We start from the raw sequence: 18,035 nt of genomic DNA on the forward strand, positions 1-18,035 counted from the left end.
ACCGCAGACTACGTAACTACGTACGAACGAGCAAGCGTCTCAGCGGGCGGCGCGGGAGAGCGCCACGGCGGCGTCCAGGACGGCGCTGACCACCTCGGGGCTGGGGCGGCGGCCCAGTCGTTCGACCGGCCCGGAGATCGAGACGGCACCCAGCACCCCGCCGGCGCCGTCCCGCACCGGCGCGGACAGCGAGGCGACCCCGGCCTCGCGCTCGGCGACGCTGTGCGCCCAGCCGCGGCGGCGGACGTCGAGCAGGGTGCGGGCGGTGAAGCTGGCCGCCGGCAGCAGGGCGGTGACCTCCTCGGCGGGGGAGAAGGCCAGCAGCACGTGCGCGGCCGACCCGGCGGTCAGGGGGAGCCGCGCCCCCAGTGGCACCGTGTCGCGGAGCCCGCTGGCGCGCTCGGCGACGGCGATGCACACGCGGCTGCCGCCGTCGCGCACGTAGAACTGGGCGCTCTCGCCGGTGGCATCCCGCAGCACCGCCAGGTGGCGGCCGGCCAGGTCACCGAGGTCGACGCCGCCTCGCCCGAGCTCGGCGAGCGCCGGGCCGGGGGCCCAGGTGCCCGTGTCGGTGCGCCGCAGCAGCCGGTGGGCCTCCAGGGCCGTGGCCAGCCGGTGTGCGGTCGCTCGTGGCAGCTCGGTGCGCGCCACCAGCTCGGCGAGGCTGGCCGGCTCGGCCGAGACGGCGCGGAGGATGGCCACGGCTTTGTCCAGGACCGCGACGGGGTTAGGCTGTCCCACGCAGCAATACTCGCATCCCAACATGTGAGATGGCAACGAGGAGGACCCCGTGGGCAGGACCCTGGCGCAGAAGGTGTACGAACAGCACGTCGTCCGGCGGACGGCGGGAGAGCCCGACCTGCTCTACATCGACCTCCACCTCGTGCACGAGGTGACCAGCCCGCAGGCCTTCGACGGGCTGCGGGCCGCCGGGCGCACCGTGCGCCGGCCGGACCTCACCATGGCCACCGAGGACCACAACGTCCCGACTCTGGACATCCTGTCGCCGATCGCCGACCCGATCAGCCGGGCCCAGGTGGACGCGCTCCGGCGCAACGCCGCCGAGTTCGGCATCCGGCTGGCCCCGATGGGCGACCGCGACCAGGGCATCGTGCACGTCATCGGCCCGCAGCTGGGGCTCACCCAGCCGGGCATGACCATCGTCTGCGGCGACAGCCACACCTCCACCCACGGCGCCTTCGGCGCGCTGGCCTTCGGCATCGGCACCAGCGAGGTCGAGCACGTGCTGGCCACCCAGACGCTGCCGCAGCTGCCGGCCAAGCAGATGGCGGTCACCGTCGACGGCGAGCTGCCCCCGGGCGTCTCGGCCAAGGACGTCATCCTCGCCGTCATCGCCCAGATCGGCACCGGCGGCGGCCAAGGGCACGTCATCGAGTACCGGGGCAGCGCGATCCAGGGGCTGTCCATGGAAGCCCGGATGACGATCTGCAACATGTCGATCGAGGCCGGCGCCCGCGCCGGGCTCATCGCCCCCGACCAGACGACGTTCGACTTCCTGGCCGGCCGCCCGCACGCCCCGCAGGGCGCCGACTGGGACGCCGCCGTCGCGCACTGGTCGACGCTCACCACCGACGACGACGCCGTCTTCGACCACGAGGTGCACATCGACGCGGCCTCGCTGACCCCCTACGTCACCTGGGGCACCAACCCGGGCCAGGGGCTGCCGATCGACGCCACGGTGCCCGATCCGGCCACGATCGCCGACGAGAACGAGCGCCGGGCCGCCGAGTCGGCACTGGCCTACATGGGGCTGACCGCCGGCACCCCGCTGCGCGAGATCGACGTCGACACCGTCTTCCTCGGGTCGTGCACCAACGGCCGGATCGAGGACCTCCGGGTCGCCGCCGCCCTGCTCAAGGGCAAGCACGTCGACGCCAGCACCCGGATGCTGGTCGTCCCCGGTTCGGTGCAGGTCAAGCTGCAGGCCGAGGCCGAGGGGCTGGACCAGGTGTTCCTCGACGCCGGCGCGGAGTGGCGGGGCGCGGGCTGCTCGATGTGCCTGGGCATGAACCCCGACCAGCTGAAGCCGGGCGAGCGCTCGGCCTCCACCAGCAACCGCAACTTCCAGGGTCGGCAGGGCAAGGGCGGGCGCACCCACCTGGTGTCGCCGGCCGTCGCCGCGGCGACCGCGCTCACCGGCCGGCTCACCGCCCCCGCCGACCTGCCCGACGCCTCGATCCCCGCTGGAGTCTGACCGACATGGACGCCTTCACCACGCACACCGGCACCGCCGCCCCGCTGCGCCGCAGCAACGTCGACACCGACCAGATCATCCCGGCCGAGTACCTCAAGCGGATCACCCGCACGGGGTTCGAGGACGGGCTGTTCGTCGCCTGGCGCACCAACGAGCCGGACTTCGTGCTCAACCAGCCGCAGTACGCCGACGCCTCGATCCTGGTCGCCGGGCCGGACTTCGGCACCGGTTCCTCCCGGGAGCACGCGGTCTGGGCGCTGATGGACGGTGGCTTCCGGGTGGTGATCAGCTCCCGGTTCGCCGACATCTTCAAGAACAACTCGACCAAGTCGGGGCTGCTCACCGTGCTCATGGCCGAGCCCGAGGTGGAGGCGCTGTGGGCCGCGATCGAGGCCGACCCGGCCACCCCGGTGACCGTGGACCTGCGCGCGAAGCAGGTCACCTACGGCTCGGTCACGGTGCCGTTCGAGACCGACGACTACACCCGGTGGCGGCTGCTGGAGGGGCTCGACGACGTCGGCCTCACCGAGCGGCACCTCGACGACGTCACCGCGTTCGAGGCCCAGCGCCCGTCCTGGCTGCCCCGCTCGCTGCCGGCGCTCCCCGCCTGAGCCCGGCCCCTCGGAGGCTCGCGGAGTGGGCCGGTCTCAGCCCCGGCCGGCGGTGCTCGGCGTCAGCGTGCCGGCCGGGGCCGCGGGGTCGGCGCTGAAGTCGCGGTAGTAGTCGGCGACGAGGGCACCGGGCCGACCGCCCAGCGCCCACACACTGCCCTTGGCCGACGGCGGCCACAGCGCCCCGGCCGTGCCGTGCCACCGCGCCCCCAGGGCGAGCAGGACTGCGGGGATGGCCCCGCCCTGGCTGCAGATGACCACCGGGCCGACGGCGTCGGCGTCGGCCAGCAGCCCCGTCACCAGCTCGACGCCGGCCTGCGGGTCGGCGTCGAACCCCTCCTCGCCCAGCTCGGGCACCGACCCGACGGTCATCCCCAGCTCGCGGGCCAGCGGGTCGAGGGTCTGCCCGCAGCGCACCGGCGGGGCGCTCAACAGCCGGGCCGGCCCGAAGACCGGCAGGACCGCGGCCAGCGTCGCGGCCTGCGCGCGGCCCCGTCGGTCCAGCGGGCGCTGGTCGTCCGGGCCGTCCCAGGCCGACCGGTCGCCGGCCGAGGCGTGCCGTACCAGCAGCACCCGGGGGGGCCGGGGCACGTCAGTGCGGGCGAGGTCCTCGAGCACCGCCCGGTCGTGGCTGTGGGTGACCAGCTCGACGGCCGTGGACACCGGCAGCCAGCGGAGCTCGTCGACCTCGTCGTTGGCGGCGAACTCCCCGCCGACGGCCTCCATGACCCAGTAGTCGACCCGTTTGGGACCGTGCCGGGTCTCGTAACGGGTCTGCACGCTGCGCCGGCCGACCACCACCTGCAGGCCGGTCTCCTCGCCGACCTCCCGGACGGCGGCGACCAGCGGGTGCTCACCGGCGTCCAGCTTGCCCTTGGGCAGCGACCAGTCGTCGTACTTGGGCCGGTGCACCACCGCGGTCTCGAGCGCGCCGCCGTCGCCGGTGCGCCAGACCACGCCGCCGGCGGCGGCGATCAACCGGTCGTCCTCAGCCAGCGTTCTCACCCCGCAGCGCCAGCAGCTCCTTCTGGTTGTCCCGCTCGCCGGTGCGGGTCCAGCTCGCGTCACCGGCCAGCTGCCAGCTGCGCACGTCGGGGGCCATCGCCTCGTCGAACATGCGCTTCAGCTGGCGGGCCGCCACCGGGTCGTTGACCCGGAGCAGCACCTCCACCCGCCGGTCCAGGTTGCGGTGCATCAGGTCCGAGCTGCCCAGCCACCACTCCGGGGAACCGTCGTTGGCGAAGTTGACCACCCGGGAGTGCTCCAGAAACCGGCCGACGATCGAGCGCACCCGGATGTTCTCGCTCAGCCCCGGCACACCCGGTCGTAGGGCGCAGATGCCGCGGATGACCAGCTCCACCGGCACGCCGGCCAGCGACGCCTCGTACAGCGCGTCGATGATCTGCTCGTCGACCAGCGAGTTCACCTTGATCCGGACCCCGGCGGGCTTGCCCTCTGCGGCGTGCCGGGCCTCGCGGCGGATCTTCTCGACCAGGCCGGTGCGGATCCCGTGCGGGGCGACCATCAGCGAGCGGTAGGTGGTCTGCCGGGAGTAGCCGGTGAGGGTGTTGAACAGGTCGGTGAGGTCCGCGCCCACCCGGGGGTCGGCGGTGAGGATGCCGAGGTCCTCGTAGATCCGGGCGGTCTTCGGGTTGTAGTTGCCGGTGCCGATGTGGCAGTACCGGCGGATCACCCCGTGCTCCATCCGGACGACCAGCGCGGTCTTGCAGTGCGTCTTCAGGCCGACCAGCCCGTAGACGACGTGGCAGCCGGCGCGCTCCAGCGAGCGGGCCCAGCTGATGTTGGCCTCCTCGTCGAACCGGGCCTTGATCTCGACCAGGACGACGACCTGCTTGCCCGCCTGGGCCGCCTCGATCAGCGCCGAGACGATCGGGGAGTCACCCGACGTGCGGTACAGCGTCTGCTTGATCGCCAGCACGTGCGGGTCGGCGGCGGCCTGCTCGATGAAGCGCTGCACGCTGGTGGCGAAGGAGTCGTAGGGGTGGTGCACCAGCACGTCCCCCTCCCGCAGCGTGGCGAACACGCTCTTGGGGGTCTCGCCCTCGCTGAGCCGCGGGTGGGTGGCCGGCACGAACGGCTCGTCCTTCAGCTCGGGCCGGTCCAGGTCGTAGAGCGCCATCAGCGACCCGAGGTCGAGCAGCCCGGGCACCGAGACGACGTCGGCCGGGCTGATCTCCAGCTCGTGCACCAGGACGTCGAGGATCTGCGGGTCCATCGTCTCGGTGACCTCCAGCCGCACGGCCGGGCCGAACCGGCGCCGGGCCAGCTCCCGCTCGAGGGCCTGCAGCAGGTCCTCGTCGCGGTCCTCCTCGACCTCCAGGTCGGCGTTGCGGGTGACCCGGAACAGGTGGTGGTCGATGACTTCCAGGCCGGGGAACAGCGCGGTGAGGTGGGCCGCGATCAGGTCCTCCAGCGGGAGGAACACCGCCTCGGCGTCCGTGCTGTGCGTGCTCGCCCCGATCGGGATGAAGCGCGGCACGTTGTTGGGCACCTTGATCCGGGCGAAGCGGGGGGCGCCGGTGTCCGGGTCGCGCACCGAGACGGCGAGGTTCAGCGAGAGCCCGCTGATGTAGGGGAAGGGGTGTGCCGGGTCGACCGCCAGGGGCGTGAGCACGGGGAAGACCTGGTCCCGGAAGTACTCCCGCAGCCGCATCGCGTCGGCCTCGGCCAGGTCCGACCAGTGGATGATCCGGATGCCCTGCTCGGCCAGCCGCGGGGCGACGTCCTTGTCGAAGGCGCTGGCGTGCCGGTGCACCAGGTCCTGGGTGCGCTCGGTGACCCGGGAGAGCTGTTCCCGGATGGTCAGGCCGTCGGGGGAGCGGACGGTCAGCCCGGTGCTCTGCCGCCGCTTCATCCCCGCGATGCGGACCATGTAGAACTCGTCGAGGTTGCTGGCGAAGATCGACAGGAACTTGACCCGCTCGAGCAACGGCAGCGCGTCGTCCTCGGCCAGCTCGAGGACCCGGGAGTTGAAGTCCAGCCACGAGAGCTCGCGATTGAGGAAGCGGTCGGCGGGCAGCGGTGGAGAGGCAGCGGGCACGGGTCGATCCTGCCTCACCTGGCGGTGGAGGAGAGGAACCCCGTCGTCCGCGGCCCGACCCCGAGGTGCCGGGCGGCCGCCAGGTCGGCGGGGGTGTCGACGTCCTGGCGGAGCCCGGGCCAGTCCCCGGTCAGGGCGACCGCCCCGCTCCCGGTGTGGGCGGCGGCGGACCCGGGGCCGAAGCGCGGGTCGAGCTCCCCGGCGGACACGGCCAGCAGCGTCGTCCCGGTGCCCGCGGTGTCGGCGACGAAGCTGCGCGGCCGGCCGGCTGCCGCGGTCAGCGCGCCGGACAGCTCGTCGGTCCGCAGGGCGGGCAGGTCGGAGTGCAGGGCGGCCAGCGGGCCGGCGCCGGCGGCGCGGGCGACGCGGGCGCCGTGCTCCAGGGCGGCGTTGAGGCCGCGGCCGGGCCGGTCCTCGACCGCACGCGCGCCCAGGTCGGTGACCACGGCGGCGGCCTGGGCGTCGTCGGTGACCACGAGCACCAGGCCGACGGCGGGGCTGGCCAGCGCCGCGGACACGGTGTCGCCCAGCAGGGCCAGCACCAGCTCCGCGTGCACGGCCGGGGTGCCGGCGGTCAGCGGCGCCAGCCGGGTCTTGGCCGCGGCGAGCCGCTTGGCCGGGACGACGACCGACCACCGCTGCACCGGTCAAGCTCAACACACCGGGTCCGGGCGGGGTGCACGGCCGGTGGCGGGGGGCCGCTGCGCCGGTCGCCGGGTGAGGTGATCTGCTCCCCCCACCACAGTCCTCCGGCCCCGAGGAGCCCGCCGCGATGAGCACCACCCCCGACCGCACCGCCGAGGTCGCCGCCGCCGCGGCGGGCCACCTGGAGTCGTGGCTGGAGCACCAGCGCCGCCGGCTGCGGGTGCCGGGCGTGCAGGCTGCCGTCCGGGTCGGTGGGGAGCTGGTGCTGGACACCGCACTGGGGGTCGCCGACTCCGACAGCGGGGCGCCGCTGACCCCCGGCCACCTGTTCCGGATCGCCTCGCACTCCAAGACCTTCACCGCCACCGCGGTGCTGCAGCTGGTCGAGGCCGGCCGGATGCGGCTGGACGACCCGATCGGGCAGTGGGTGCCGGCGCTCGAGGGGTCGGCGCTGGCCGCGGTCACCGTGCGGGAACTGCTCGGTCACCAGGGCGGTGTCATCCGGGACGGCCGGGACAACGACCACTGGCAGCTGGGCCGGCCCTTCCCGGACGCGGAGCTGCTGCTGCGCATCGCGGTCGAGGAGGGCGCGGTCTTCGAGCGCAACGAGCACTTCAAGTACTCCAACATCGGCTACTCGCTGCTCGGATCGGCGATCGAGGCGGTCACCGGCATCTCCTACGCCGAGCACGTGCAGCGTGCGGTGCTCGACCCCCTGGGTCTGGCCGACACCGGCCCGGAGTGGGACGCGGCCCGGGCCGGTGAGCACGCCACCGGGCACACCGGTCTGCTGGACGGGGAGGACACCCGGCTGACCATCCCGGCCGTGGACACCCGGGCGATGGCCGCCGCGACCGGCTTCTGGTCGACCGCCCGCGACCTCACCGCCTTCGGCGCGGCCCTGACCACCGGCGACACCCGGCTGCTGCGGGAGGACACCAAGCGGCTCATGCGCCGGCCGGAGTCAGAGATCCGCGCGCACGGCGCCACGCCGCGGCACTACGGGCTGGGGCTGGACCTGCGGACGGTCGGTGAGCGCCGGCTCGTCGGGCACAGCGGCGGCTTCCCGGGGCACATCACCCGCACCTGGATCGACCCGGAGGCCCAGGTCGTCGTCACCGTGCTGACCAACGCCGTGGACGGGCCGGCCGACGTGTTGGCCCGGGGCCTGTTGGGCCTCCTCGACCTGGCGCTGGCCGCGCCCACCGGGGAGCCGCAGCGCCCGGCAGCGGAGCTGGCCCGCTACGCCGGCCGCTTCGTGAACCTCTGGGGAGCAACGGACGTCGCGCTGCTGGGCGGCCGGCTGGTGCTGCTGCACCCCAGCGCCCCCGAGCCGGCCGAGGAACACCTCGAGCTCACGGTCGAGGGTCCGGACACCCTGCGCCAGGAGGCGGTCGCCGGGTTCGGGGCGGCCGGGGAGACGGTCGAGTACACCTGGGCCGAGGACGGCACCGCCGCCGCGGTGCGGTTCGGCGGCATCTCGGCCTGGCCGGCCGAGGTCTTCCGGGCGCAGCGGGCCGCCCAGGTCCGCGCCGCCGGGGCCGGCCGATGACCGCGCTGCTGCTGCGGTCGGTCCGGGTGGACGGCCGGACCCGCGACGTCCTGGTCGCCGACGGGCGGGTGCGGGCGATCGCCGACGACCTGTCCTCCGGTGCCCCGGGGCTCGACCGGCTGCCCGAGCCGGTGCAGGTGGTGGACCTGGCCGGCGCCGTCCTGCTGCCCGGCCTGCAGGACGCGCACACCCACCTGGAGCAGTGGGCGGCGGCCCGGCGGCGGATCGACGTCTCGGCGGCGCGGTCGCCGCAGGAGGCCGCGGCGCTGATGGCCGCCGCGCTGCAGGCCGCACCCCCCGCGCCGGCCGCCGTGGTGATGGGCCACGGCTTCCGGGATGCGCTGTGGGCGGAGCCGGCCACCGCCGCCGTCCTGGACGAGGCCCTGGCCGGGGTGGTCCCGCCGGACACCAGCGTGGTCCTGGCCAGCGGCGACCTGCACACCACCTGGGCGAACTCCGCCGCCACCCGGCGCTTCGGCCTCAGCACCCCGACCGGGGTCGTGCTGGAGCAGGAGGCGATGGACGTCGTGGCCCGGGCCGCCCGGGTCGACCCGGCCGTCCTGGACGGCTGGGTCCTGGAGGCCACGGCTGCGGCGGCGGCGCGCGGTCTGACCGCCGTCGTCGACCTCGAGTACGGGGACCTGGTCACCTCCTGGGCCCGGCGCGCCGGGCTGCAGGAGGGCGGTCCCGCGCTGCGCGTGCGGGCCGGGGTCTGGATCGACCGGCTGGAGGAGGCGATCGCCGCCGGGTTGCGCAGCGGCGACCCGCTGCCCGGGGTGGGCGACCCGGTCGCCGCCGACCGGGTGCGGATGGGCCCGCTGAAGGTGTTCGTCGACGGCTCGCTCGGCACCCGCACCGCGTTCTGCCACGACCCCTACCCGGGGGCCGCGGGGGAGGACGCGCACGGGATGCTGCGCACCCCGCCGGCGGAGCTGGAGCGGCTGCTGCGCCGGGGGAGCGCGGCCGGGCTGGACCTCGCCGTGCACGCCATCGGCGACCGGGCGGCCGCGGTCGCGCTGGACGGGTTCGCCGCCGCCGGCTGCACCGGCCGGATCGAGCACGCCCAGCAGGTGCACGACGCGGACCTGCCCCGCTTCGCCCAGCTCGGCGTGGTCGCCAGCGTGCAGCCCCGGCACGCCCTCGACGACCGGGACGCCGCCGACCAGCACTGGGCCGAGGGGACGGCGCGGGCCTTCCCGTACCGGGCGCTGGTCGACGCCGGCGCCGAGATCGTGCTCGGCTCGGACGCGCCGGTGGCCCCGCTGGACCCCTGGGACGGCATCGCCAGCGCCGTCCACCGGTCCCTGGACGACCGCCCGGCCTGGCACCCCGAGCAGCACCTGGACCTGGACACCGCACTGGCCGCGGCCAGTGGTGGACGCCGCGTCGTCCGGGTCGGGGACGTGGCCGACCTGGTGGTCGTGGCGGAGCCGCCCGCGACCGTCCTCGCCCGGGACGGCGCCGACGGACTGCGGGCGACGCAGGTCCTGGCCACGCTGGTCGGCGGCCGGTTCACCCACCGCGTACCCGGGCTCGGCTGACGGACGCGGACAGGTGGCCGCCCGACACCCGGGGGCGCGTACCGGCCGATCCGGGCCGGGGGGCACGATCATGGGCTGGGTCGTCGGTGCAGCGCCGGCGGGCCACGAGACGAAAGGGGGCCCGGTGTCCGAGCACCTGTCACCGAGTGCGGTCACCGTGCCCGCCCCACGCACCGCGGCCGCCGCATGACCCGCGCCGCCGTGCTGGGCGCCGGCTCGTGGGGCACCACCTTCGCCAAGGTGCTCGCCGACGCCGGGTGCTCGGTGACCCTGCACGCCCGCCGTCCTGAGCTGGTCGCGGCGATCACCGCGACCCGGGAGAACGCCGACTACCTGCCGGGCGTGCGGCTGCCCGACGCGGTGCGGGCCACCGGCGACGCGGCCGAGGCGCTCGACGGTGCCGACGTCGTCGTGCTGGCCGTCCCGAGCCAGACGCTGCGGGCCAACCTCACCGGCTGGGCGCCGCTGCTGCCCGCCGACTCCTCGCTGCTGTCGCTGATGAAGGGCGTGGAGCTCGGCACGACCAAGCGGATGAGCGAGGTGATCTGCGAGGTCACCGGCGCCGGCGCCGACCGGGTGGCGGCGCTGTCCGGGCCCAACCTGGCCCGGGAGATCGCCGAGGAGCAGCCCTCGGCCACGGTGATCGCCTGCGTGGACGCCGACCGGGCCGCAGCGCTGCAGGTGGCCTGCCACACCCGCTACTTCCGGCCGTACACCAACCCGGACCTGGTCGGCTGCGAGCTGGGCGGTGCGGTGAAGAACGTGATCGCGCTGGCCTGCGGGGTCGCCGCCGGCCTCGGCTTCGGTGACAACACGCGGGCCTCGCTGATCACCCGTGGTCTGGCCGAGACCGCCCGGCTGGGCATCGCACTGGGGGCCGACGTGACCACCTTCGCCGGGCTGGCCGGGCTGGGCGACCTGGTGGCCACCTGCTCCTCGCCGCTGTCGCGCAACCGCACCTTCGGTGAGCACCTCGGCCAGGGGATGTCGGTCGCCGAGGTCGAGCGAATCACCCGGCAGACCGCCGAGGGCGTGAAGAGCTGCCGCTCGGTGCTGGACCTGGCCCGCGCCCACGGGGTCGACGTGCCGATCACCGAGGCGGTGGTCCGGGTCTGCCACGAGGGCGAGTCCGCCGCGCAGATGGTGCGGGAGATGATGTCCCGCGAAGCCAAGCCGGAGTAGACCCCCGGGTCGCCGTCGCACACCCGTGGAGGACCGTCCGTGACCGCTCCTGACCTGCCCCCTGAGCTCGGCGACGGCACCCGGCTGGTGCACGCCGGGGACGACCCGGCCGTGCCGGGCACCCCGCTCCGCCCGTCGCCGGTCTTCGCCGCGCCGTACCACCTCGGGGACGAGGCGCCCGGCTGGCAGGGCGCCGACGGCTACGCCCGCCCGGACAACCCGACGCTGCGGGTGTTCGAACGCGCGGTCGGCGAGCTGGACGGCGGTGACTGCCTGTCCTTCGCCACCGGGATGGCGGCGATCAGCTCGGCCGTCCTGGCCCTGGTCGCCCCCGGCGACCGGGTCGTGCTGCCCGCGGACGGCTACTACGCGACCCGGGTGCTCGCGCGCGACGAGCTGGCCCGCTTCGGGGTGCAGGTGCAGCTCGTGCCCACCCTGGAGATCGAGGACGTCGCCGCCCGCGGGGACCTCGACGGGGCGCGGTTGGTGCTGCTGGAGACCCCCAGCAACCCGCAGCTGGACGTCTGCGACATCGCCGCCGTCGCCCGGGCCACGCAGGCCTCCGGCGCGGTGCTGGTGGTGGACAACACCACGGCGAGCCCGATCGGGCAACGCCCGCTCGCCCTCGGCGCCGACGTCACCGTGGGCTCGGACACCAAGGCCCTCACCGGGCACAGCGACGTCCTGCTCGGACACGTCAGCACGGCCCGCACCGAGCGCGGCCGGGAGCTGCACACCCGGATGGCCGCCTGGCGAAAGACGACCGGCAACACCCCCGGGGTGTTCGAGGCGTGGCTGGCGCACCGGTCCATGGGCACCCTGGACCTGCGGCTGGCCCGGCAGGCCGCCAACGCGGCCGCGCTGTCGGAGCTGCTCGCCGGGCACCCGGCGGTCAGCGGCGTCCGGTGGCCCTGGCGGCCGCAGGACCCGTCGTACGCGCTGGCGACCCGGCAGATGCTGCGCCCCAGCGGCGTGGTCTCCGCCGAGCTCGCCGACTCCGACGCCGTGGCCCGCCTGGTCCGCGGCAGCCGGCTGGTCGCGGCCGCGACCAGCTTCGGCGGCATCCACACCACCGTCGACCGGCGGGCGCAGTGGGGCGGGGACGCCGTCCCGGCCGGGTTCGTGCGGTTCTCCTGCGGCATCGAGGACACCGCCGACCTGGTGGCCGACCTGACTTCCGCGCTCGGGACCCTCGGCTAGGGTCGGCGGCGATGACCGGGAAGGCGCACAAGACCAGGGTCGCTGTCGTCTTCGGCGGGCGGAGCGCGGAGCACGCGATCTCCTGCGTGTCGGCCGGGAGCGTGCTGGCCGCGCTGGACCCGGCGCGGTACGAGGTGGTGCCCGTCGGCATCACCCGGGACGGCCGCTGGCTGCTGCACGACGGCAAGGCCCTGGCCATCGACGACGGGCAGCTGCCCGAGGTCGTCGACGGTATGGCGGTGTCGCTCGTCGGCGACCCGGCCGGTCGGGGGCTGGCGGTGCTGGACGCCGGGCAGGCGATCGGCCGGCTCACCGAGGTCGACGTCGTCTTCCCGGTGCTGCACGGCGCCTACGGCGAGGACGGCACCATCCAGGGCCTGCTGGAGATGTCCGGGCTGCCCTACGTCGGCTCCGGGGTCTTCGCCAGCGCGGCGTCGATGGACAAGGAGTTCACCAAGAAGCTGCTCACCGCGGCCGGGATCCCGCAGGGTGACCACGTGGTGCTGCGCGACGCCTCCGGTGCGCTCTGCGCCGACCCGGCGCTGCTGGACGAGGCGGCCCGGGCCCGGCTCGGGCTGCCGGTCTTCGTCAAGCCCTCCCGCGCCGGCTCCAGCATCGGCATCACCAAGGTCACCGACTGGGCGCAGTTCCCGGCCGCCGTCGCGACCGCGGCCGCGGTCGACCCGAAGGTCGTGGTCGAGGCCGCGGTGCCCGGCCGGGAGATCGAGTGCGGGGTGCTCGCCGCGCCCGGCGCGGGGCTGCCCGACGTCAGCCTGCCGGCGGAGATCCGGCTGCGGCCGGGCACCGACTGGTACGACTTCGACGCCAAGTACCTCGAGGACGCCGTCGAGTTCGACGTGCCCGCCGACCTCACCCCCGAGCAGGTCCGGGCGGTGCAGGAGACGTCCCGCCGGGCGTACCTGGCCCTGGACTGTGCGGGCCTGGCCCGGGTCGACTTCTTCCTGACCACCGACCCGGCGACCGGTGCCGACCGGTGGGTCGTCAACGAGGTCAACACGATGCCCGGCTTCACCCCGATCTCGATGTTCCCGCGGATGTGGGCCGCCTCCGGCGTCAGCTACCCGGAGCTGGTCGACCGGCTGGTGGCCAGCGCGCTGGCCGGCCGGGTCCCGGACGGCAGCCCGCGGGACGGTGCCGTGCTGGGCGCCGGATGACCTCGCGGCTGCTGCGGGGCGCCGCGGCGGCAGTGCTGCTCGTCTCCCCGGCGTGCACCGGCTGCGCCTCCTCCGACGCCGACCCGGTACCGGAGGCGGCGGCGTCGGTGGCGACCCCGACGAGCGCGGCCGAGCTGGAGGCGCTGCTGGTCGAGGAGGTGCCCTCCGGGCTCCCGCGGGTGCCCGACGACGAGCTGGCCCCGCCGGCGGGGGAGAAGACGATCGACGACGTCGCCCGGTACGGGCAGGACGCGCAGCGCCAGCAGGAGGTGCTCGCCGACTACGGGTACACCCGCGGCTGGGAACGCTTCTGGCGCTCGGATGAGGAGCTGACCAGCGTCTTCATCGACCAGTTCGCCGACCCGGCCGGCGCGGTCACCTACGCCGACGACCTGGCCCGCAACGACGCCGAGCACTACGGCGGTGACCTGGACCGCTCGCCCGGGGGGCTGCCGGACGACTGCGTGCTGCTCGCCCAGGACGACCCGGCGCCGGAGACCCGGATGTCCGGCCCGGCGGTCTTCGCCTGGTGCTCGGTCGGGGTCTTCACCGTCGCCGTCGCGGCCGTCGCCGACACCCCCGAGGCGGCGCGCCGTGAGCTGGAGGCGGTCACCACCGCTCAGCTCGCCCGGCTCCCGGCCGGCTGAGGAAGGCGCCTCCCGCCAGTGAGGCAGCACGTGGGCGGGGGAACGTGGGGCCCCGAGCCCGCCGCGCAGGTACCGCGGCCTAGCAAGGCCGGCCCGGCGCGACCGCCACCCGGCCGATGTCGAGCTGCACCCGCTCAGGAGCGCGCGCACCTGCCGCTACCGACTCCACCGCTGCCACCTCGCTGACTGATGCAGCCGGTCGGGGTCGGGGCGGGTGACAGGCTCGGGCTGCAGGTGGTCAGCGACGAGCGGCCTCGATGGTCACCTCGTGGTCGTCGAAGCGGGCAACGAGTGGCTTGGTCGGCGTGACCCCCCGGCGGGAGCTCCACCACCGTGACGTGCGGGCTCACGTCCGCGGAGCAGACATCGCGTTCAGGGAACAGCTGTCCCAGGCGGATCTCGATCTCCTGGTCGGCGACCAGTTCGACGGACTGCGGGCCGCTGGGGCAGCTGCTGCTGCCGTAGGTGACCACCCCGAGGTACTGACCGTCGTCCACCCACGCGACCGACGGTCCGAAGGACCACGCCGGGCCTGGGGCAGGTGACGCGGCCGGGGGCGCGGGCGATGCGTCGGAGAACTCCTCGTCCACGGGCGGCGGAGTGAGCGACGGCCCTGGGGACGGTGCGGGGAGCACCTCCACACGAGGGCTGGGGGGTGGAGTGAGCACGAACTCCCGCTCCTCGGGGGTGCCGCGCCCGAGCCCGAACTCCGCCACGTGAGGCATCGGCGCGCCGGCTTCGCTCCCGCCGACACCGCATGCGGCCAGCGCCGGCGTGGCGGCCAGCATCGCCACCAGCAGGGGCCACGCTGACCGGGGTCCGTCCACAGCTCGCATCGTGCGGGGCCCGCTGGGGCGCCGTCCAGGGGCGCTGCCCGAACGTGACACAACGGCAGCCGGCCCTCGGGAGCGCTCGCCTCGAGTACTCCGACGCCCCTGTGGACCGCGACGTCGTCCCACGTCCCCGCCCACGTGTTGCCGTGCTGCCCATTCGGCGCGCGCAGCGGCCTCGCGCGGCGTCCATCGTTTCCTTCGTCAGTCGGGCATCGGCCCCGGGGTCGGCTCGACGTAGGGGATCGCGCCGGCGATGAGCGGGCTCAGCGCGGTGGGAGCCGCGCTGTCGGAGCTGGCCGGCACCCGCACCTGCACCGGCACGTTGCGGTCGACCGTCGTCCACACGTAGACGTCGGGGTCGGTCGTGTCGACGAACCACTCCACGCCGGAGACCAGCAGCGTCTGCGGGCCGCCGATGACGTAGCCGGCCGGCGGGTCCGCGCCGCAGATGAGCACGGTCGCGGGGTCGCCCCAGGCGTAGGCGAACGGGCTGTCGGAGTCGACCCGGCGTGAGGTCTCCTCGGCCAGCTCCAGCGGCAGCTGGCTCATCAGCGCCGGGCAGGCGAGATCGGCTTCTGGGGTGATGTCCGGGGTGTCGACGGGCAGCGCCGGCAGCTCGGCGCGGGGAGCGGAGCTGGTACCGGAGATCTCCGCGACCGCGTCCGGCTCCTCCTCGCTGCCGCGGCCGACCACGTTGACCAGCACGAGCAGGACCACGACCAGCGGCACCAGGACGGCGGTGGCGATCAGCGCCGCCCGCCGCAACGGGTCCGCGGGCGGCGGGGTGGCCTGGCCGGGGGCGGGGTCGGGGGCGGGGGTGCTCAAGCGGCTCAGAGGTTGACGACGGGGCAGGTCAGCGTGCGGGTGATCCCGTCGACGGACTGCACCCGGGCCACCACCAGCCGGCCGAGCTCGTCGACCGTGTTCGCCTCGGCGCGCACGATGACGTCGTAGGGGCCAGTGACGTCCTCGGCCTTGGTCACGCCGGCGATCTCGCTGATGCTCGCGGCGACCGCGGCTGCCTTGCCGACTTCGGTCTGGATCAAGATGTAGGCGTGGACCACGGGTTGACCTTCCTCGGGCAGTGCCTCGACGCCGGCTGCCACGTCGGCAGCGGCGGGGGGTGCGACCGGCCTGCCGAGCAGCGGGCCGATCGGCAACGTACCCCAGCCGGGGGGAGTGACCGATGACTCGGCCCCGCCCCCTGGGCCTCCAGCCGGACCCGGACGACAGCGTCGGCGCGGTCGGGGAGTTCGCCGTGATCGACCGGGTCGTGGCCCGCTCCGGCGCCGCCACGGTGGCCGAGGTGGGCCCCGGCGACGACGCCGCGGTGCTCCGCACCCCCGACGGCCGGGTGGTGGCCTGCACCGACGTCCTGGTGGAGGGGCGGCACTTCCGCCGCGACTGGTCCTCCGCCGAGGACGTCGGGCACAAGGCGGCCGCCGCGAACCTGGCCGACATCGCCGCCATGGGCGCCGTGCCGACCGCGCTGCTGGTCGGGCTGGCCTGCCCGGCGGGCACCCCGACCGCCTGGCTGGAGGACGTCGCCGTCGGGATGGCCGCCGAGTGCGCCCCCTTCGGCGCGGCCGTGGTCGGCGGCGACACCTCGGCCAGCGCACCGGACTCCCAGGCGGTCGTGCTGTCGGTGACGGCGCTGGGCGACCTGGGTGGTCGCGCGCCGGTGCTGCGCAGCGGGGCCCGTCCGGGGGACGTCGTCGCCGTCGCCGGGCGGCTGGGCTGGTCGGCCTGCGGGCTGGCCGTGCTGCGCCGGGGCTTCTCCTCGCCGATCGCCGCCGTGCGCGCGCACCGCCGGCCTACCCCGCCCTACGCCGCCGGCCCCGCCGCCGCGGACGCCGGGGCGACCGCGATGTGCGACACCAGCGACGGGCTGCTCGCCGACGCCGGTCACCTGGCCGCCGACAGCGGGGTGCTGATCGACCTGGACCGGGCCGCGCTCCAGGCGGCGTTCGTCGACCCCGCCGGGCCGCTGCCGCAGGTCGCGGCGGCGCTGGGCGGGGACCCGATGGCCTGGGTGCTGACCGGCGGTGAGGACCATGCGCTGGTGGCGACCTTCCCGGCCGGCGCCGACCTGCCGGCCGGCTGGACGGTCGTCGGCGCGGTGCACGCGAGCGGCGACGACGGGCCCGGCGTGCAGGTGGACGGGGTGCCCGCGGCTCGGGTGGCCGAGGAGCTGGGGGAGGGGGCGGGGCATGTCCACTTCGGCTGAGGCCCCGGGGGCCGCGTCCGGGCCGGCGAGGCTGCGCGTCGTCGGGTACGCCGACCCGGTCGCGCAGCACCTGATCGAGCGGGTGCAGCAGGAGTACGTCGTCCGGTACGGCGGCCGGGACGCCGCGGTGGTCGACCCGGGCGAGTTCTCCCCGCCGCTGGGGCTGTTCCTGGTCGCCGAGGTCGACGGGGTGCCGGCCGGCTGCGGTGGCTGGCGGGCGCATGGGCAGGGGGTGGCCGAGCTCAAGCGGATGTACGTGGAGCCCGGCTTCCGGCGCCGGGGGCTGGCCGGGCAGGTGCTGGTCGAGCTGGAGCGCACCGCGGCCGCAGCCGGGGCCGTGCGGCTGCTGCTGAACTCCGGTGACCGGCAGCCCGAGGCCCTGGCGCTCTATGCGCGGGCGGGCTACACGCCGGCGGCCGGCTACGGCATCTACGCGGACTCGCCGGAGGCGGTCTTCCTCGGCAAGGAGCTCATCGCCGTTCGGCCGGTCGCGGAGGAGGACGCATGGGCGTCGTGACGTTCTCGGCGTCCTTCGGCGCCGGCGGCGCGGAGATCGCCCCGGCCGTGGCCGAACGGCTCGGCCTGCCCTTCCACGACCGGGTCATCCCGGCGCAGGTGGCCGGTCGGCTGGGGGTCCCGGTGGCCGAGGCCGAGGCCAACGACGAGACCATCGCCCGCGGGCTGTGGCGGCTGGTCAGCTCGCTCGGCACGATGCCCGACCCGGTGGGCGGGGTGCTGCCCACCGGGTCGCTGCCCGACGAGCGGGCCTACCGGCAGCAGACCGAGTGGGTGGTGACCGAGATCGCGGCCGGGCCGGGGGGCGTCGTGCTCGGGCGCGCGGGGGCGATGGTGCTGCGCGACCGGTCCGACGTCCTGCACGTGCGGCTGGACGGCCCGCCGGAGCGCCGGCTCGCGGCTGCGGTCGAGCACCTCGGCGGGCCCGTCGAGGAGGTGCGCCGGGAGCAGGAGGCCGCCGACGCCGCGCGGACGGCCTACGTGCGGCACTTCTACCGCTGCGACCCGGCCGAGGCCCGGCACTACCACCTCGTCGTGGACAGCACGGCGCTGCCGCACGCCACCGTGGTCGACCTGGTGGTCGCCGCGGCCCGCGCGCGGGGGATCGGCCACTGAACCGGCCGGGAACGC

17 protein-coding genes are annotated in these 18,035 nt (G+C 75.4%); 11 read left to right on the top strand and 6 right to left on the bottom strand.

Features of this window, described 5'->3' with window-relative positions:
• Window positions 1-39 precede the first annotated feature (39 nt).
• Complete coding sequence (locus tag O2W20_RS06485) at window positions 40-702, bottom strand: IclR family transcriptional regulator (protein WP_269170904.1); 663 nt, start codon at window positions 700-702, stop codon at window positions 40-42.
• Between the two features lie 88 nt (window positions 703-790).
• Between O2W20_RS06485 and leuC the strand changes: the two genes are divergently transcribed.
• Together leuC and leuD are read left to right on the top strand one after the other, a co-directional pair.
• On the top strand, window positions 791-2,215 hold the full coding sequence (gene leuC, locus O2W20_RS06490; protein ID WP_269170905.1) for a 3-isopropylmalate dehydratase large subunit: 1,425 nt from the start codon (window positions 791-793) through the stop codon (window positions 2,213-2,215).
• 5 nt (window positions 2,216-2,220) lie between these two features.
• Window positions 2,221-2,826, top strand: coding sequence for a 3-isopropylmalate dehydratase small subunit (leuD, locus tag O2W20_RS06495; protein ID WP_269170906.1), 606 nt, complete (start codon window positions 2,221-2,223; stop codon window positions 2,824-2,826).
• Between the two features lie 36 nt (window positions 2,827-2,862).
• On the opposite strand, the gene O2W20_RS06500 is transcribed toward leuD, so the two are convergent.
• Genes O2W20_RS06500 through cofC form a run of 3 tightly spaced genes read right to left on the bottom strand, consistent with a single transcriptional unit; the run spans window position 2,863 to window position 6,531 of the window.
• Window positions 2,863-3,831, bottom strand: coding sequence for an NUDIX hydrolase (locus O2W20_RS06500; RefSeq protein ID WP_269170907.1), 969 nt, complete (start codon window positions 3,829-3,831; stop codon window positions 2,863-2,865).
• Window positions 3,815-5,887, bottom strand: coding sequence for an RNA degradosome polyphosphate kinase (locus O2W20_RS06505; protein ID WP_269170908.1), 2,073 nt, complete (start codon window positions 5,885-5,887; stop codon window positions 3,815-3,817). The genes O2W20_RS06500 and O2W20_RS06505 overlap by 17 nt, the downstream gene beginning before the upstream one ends.
• Before the next feature lie 14 nt (window positions 5,888-5,901).
• Window positions 5,902-6,531 carry a 2-phospho-L-lactate guanylyltransferase gene (gene cofC, locus O2W20_RS06510; RefSeq protein ID WP_269170909.1) on the bottom strand — a complete coding sequence of 210 codons (630 nt, stop codon included), beginning with the start codon at window positions 6,529-6,531 and terminating at the stop codon, window positions 5,902-5,904.
• A gap of 128 nt (window positions 6,532-6,659) precedes the next feature.
• Between cofC and O2W20_RS06515 the strand changes: the two genes are divergently transcribed.
• The 6 genes from O2W20_RS06515 (at window position 6,660) to O2W20_RS06540 (ending at window position 13,829) form a co-directional block, all read left to right on the top strand.
• Window positions 6,660-8,084: a serine hydrolase domain-containing protein gene (locus tag O2W20_RS06515; protein WP_269170910.1), complete on the top strand. Its 1,425-nt coding sequence runs from the start codon at window positions 6,660-6,662 to the stop codon at window positions 8,082-8,084.
• Window positions 8,081-9,625 (top strand): amidohydrolase, encoded by a 1,545-nt coding sequence (locus O2W20_RS06520; RefSeq protein ID WP_269170911.1) that lies wholly within the window; start codon window positions 8,081-8,083, stop codon window positions 9,623-9,625. The genes O2W20_RS06515 and O2W20_RS06520 overlap by 4 nt, the downstream gene beginning before the upstream one ends.
• Window positions 9,626-9,811: 186 nt before the next feature.
• The gene (locus O2W20_RS06525) at window positions 9,812-10,807 is read left to right on the top strand and encodes an NAD(P)H-dependent glycerol-3-phosphate dehydrogenase (RefSeq protein WP_269170912.1); all 996 of its coding nucleotides are present in this window, start codon (window positions 9,812-9,814) and stop codon (window positions 10,805-10,807) included.
• 39 nt (window positions 10,808-10,846) lie between these two features.
• Window positions 10,847-12,007: a cystathionine gamma-lyase gene (locus tag O2W20_RS06530; RefSeq protein WP_269170913.1), complete on the top strand. Its 1,161-nt coding sequence runs from the start codon at window positions 10,847-10,849 to the stop codon at window positions 12,005-12,007.
• Window positions 12,008-12,018: 11 nt separating this feature from the next.
• Window positions 12,019-13,182, top strand: coding sequence for a D-alanine--D-alanine ligase family protein (locus O2W20_RS06535; protein ID WP_269170914.1), 1,164 nt, complete (start codon window positions 12,019-12,021; stop codon window positions 13,180-13,182).
• Entirely contained in the window at window positions 13,179-13,829 is a 651-nt protein-coding gene (locus O2W20_RS06540; protein WP_269170915.1) for a hypothetical protein, read from the top strand. Before O2W20_RS06535 ends, O2W20_RS06540 begins: the two co-directional genes overlap by 4 nt.
• 1,034 nt (window positions 13,830-14,863) lie before the next feature.
• Here O2W20_RS06540 and O2W20_RS06545 read toward each other — a convergent pair.
• Both O2W20_RS06545 and O2W20_RS06550 read right to left on the bottom strand, forming a co-directional pair.
• Entirely contained in the window at window positions 14,864-15,487 is a 624-nt protein-coding gene (locus O2W20_RS06545) for a DUF3515 family protein (RefSeq protein WP_269170916.1), read from the bottom strand.
• A 5-nt stretch (window positions 15,488-15,492) separates the two neighbouring features.
• Window positions 15,493-15,726 (bottom strand): Lrp/AsnC ligand binding domain-containing protein, encoded by a 234-nt coding sequence (locus tag O2W20_RS06550; RefSeq protein ID WP_014742398.1) that lies wholly within the window; start codon window positions 15,724-15,726, stop codon window positions 15,493-15,495.
• A 122-nt stretch (window positions 15,727-15,848) separates the two neighbouring features.
• On the opposite strand from O2W20_RS06550, the gene O2W20_RS06555 reads away from it, so the two are divergent.
• Genes O2W20_RS06555 through O2W20_RS06565 form a run of 3 tightly spaced genes read left to right on the top strand, consistent with a single transcriptional unit; the run spans window position 15,849 to window position 18,020 of the window.
• Window positions 15,849-16,889 carry a thiamine-phosphate kinase gene (locus O2W20_RS06555; protein ID WP_269170917.1) on the top strand — a complete coding sequence of 347 codons (1,041 nt, stop codon included), beginning with the start codon at window positions 15,849-15,851 and terminating at the stop codon, window positions 16,887-16,889.
• Window positions 16,873-17,406: a GNAT family N-acetyltransferase gene (locus O2W20_RS06560; protein WP_269170918.1), complete on the top strand. Its 534-nt coding sequence runs from the start codon at window positions 16,873-16,875 to the stop codon at window positions 17,404-17,406. Before O2W20_RS06555 ends, O2W20_RS06560 begins: the two co-directional genes overlap by 17 nt.
• Window positions 17,394-18,020 (top strand): cytidylate kinase-like family protein, encoded by a 627-nt coding sequence (locus O2W20_RS06565; RefSeq protein ID WP_269170919.1) that lies wholly within the window; start codon window positions 17,394-17,396, stop codon window positions 18,018-18,020. The genes O2W20_RS06560 and O2W20_RS06565 overlap by 13 nt, the downstream gene beginning before the upstream one ends.
• The last annotated feature ends 15 nt before the right edge of the window (window positions 18,021-18,035 follow it).

The organism is Modestobacter sp. VKM Ac-2982 (assembly GCF_026967935.1).
GTDB lineage: Bacteria > Actinomycetota > Actinomycetes > Mycobacteriales > Geodermatophilaceae > Modestobacter.

Bases quoted from the DNA above. Each gene is read 5' to 3' on its own strand.
- O2W20_RS06565 (WP_269170919.1), top strand. From the start codon at position 17,394: ATGGGCGTCGTGACGTTCTCGGCGTCCTTCGGCGCCGGCGGCGCGGAG.
- leuD (WP_269170906.1), top strand. From the start codon at position 2,221: ATGGACGCCTTCACCACGCACACCGGCACCGCCGCCCCGCTGCGCCGC.
- O2W20_RS06535 (WP_269170914.1), top strand. From the start codon at position 12,019: ATGACCGGGAAGGCGCACAAGACCAGGGTCGCTGTCGTCTTCGGCGGG.
- O2W20_RS06555 (WP_269170917.1), top strand. From the start codon at position 15,849: ATGACTCGGCCCCGCCCCCTGGGCCTCCAGCCGGACCCGGACGACAGC.
- O2W20_RS06525 (WP_269170912.1), top strand. From the start codon at position 9,812: ATGACCCGCGCCGCCGTGCTGGGCGCCGGCTCGTGGGGCACCACCTTC.
- O2W20_RS06560 (WP_269170918.1), top strand. From the start codon at position 16,873: ATGTCCACTTCGGCTGAGGCCCCGGGGGCCGCGTCCGGGCCGGCGAGG.
- O2W20_RS06540 (WP_269170915.1), top strand. From the start codon at position 13,179: ATGACCTCGCGGCTGCTGCGGGGCGCCGCGGCGGCAGTGCTGCTCGTC.
- O2W20_RS06520 (WP_269170911.1), top strand. From the start codon at position 8,081: ATGACCGCGCTGCTGCTGCGGTCGGTCCGGGTGGACGGCCGGACCCGC.
- O2W20_RS06515 (WP_269170910.1), top strand. From the start codon at position 6,660: ATGAGCACCACCCCCGACCGCACCGCCGAGGTCGCCGCCGCCGCGGCG.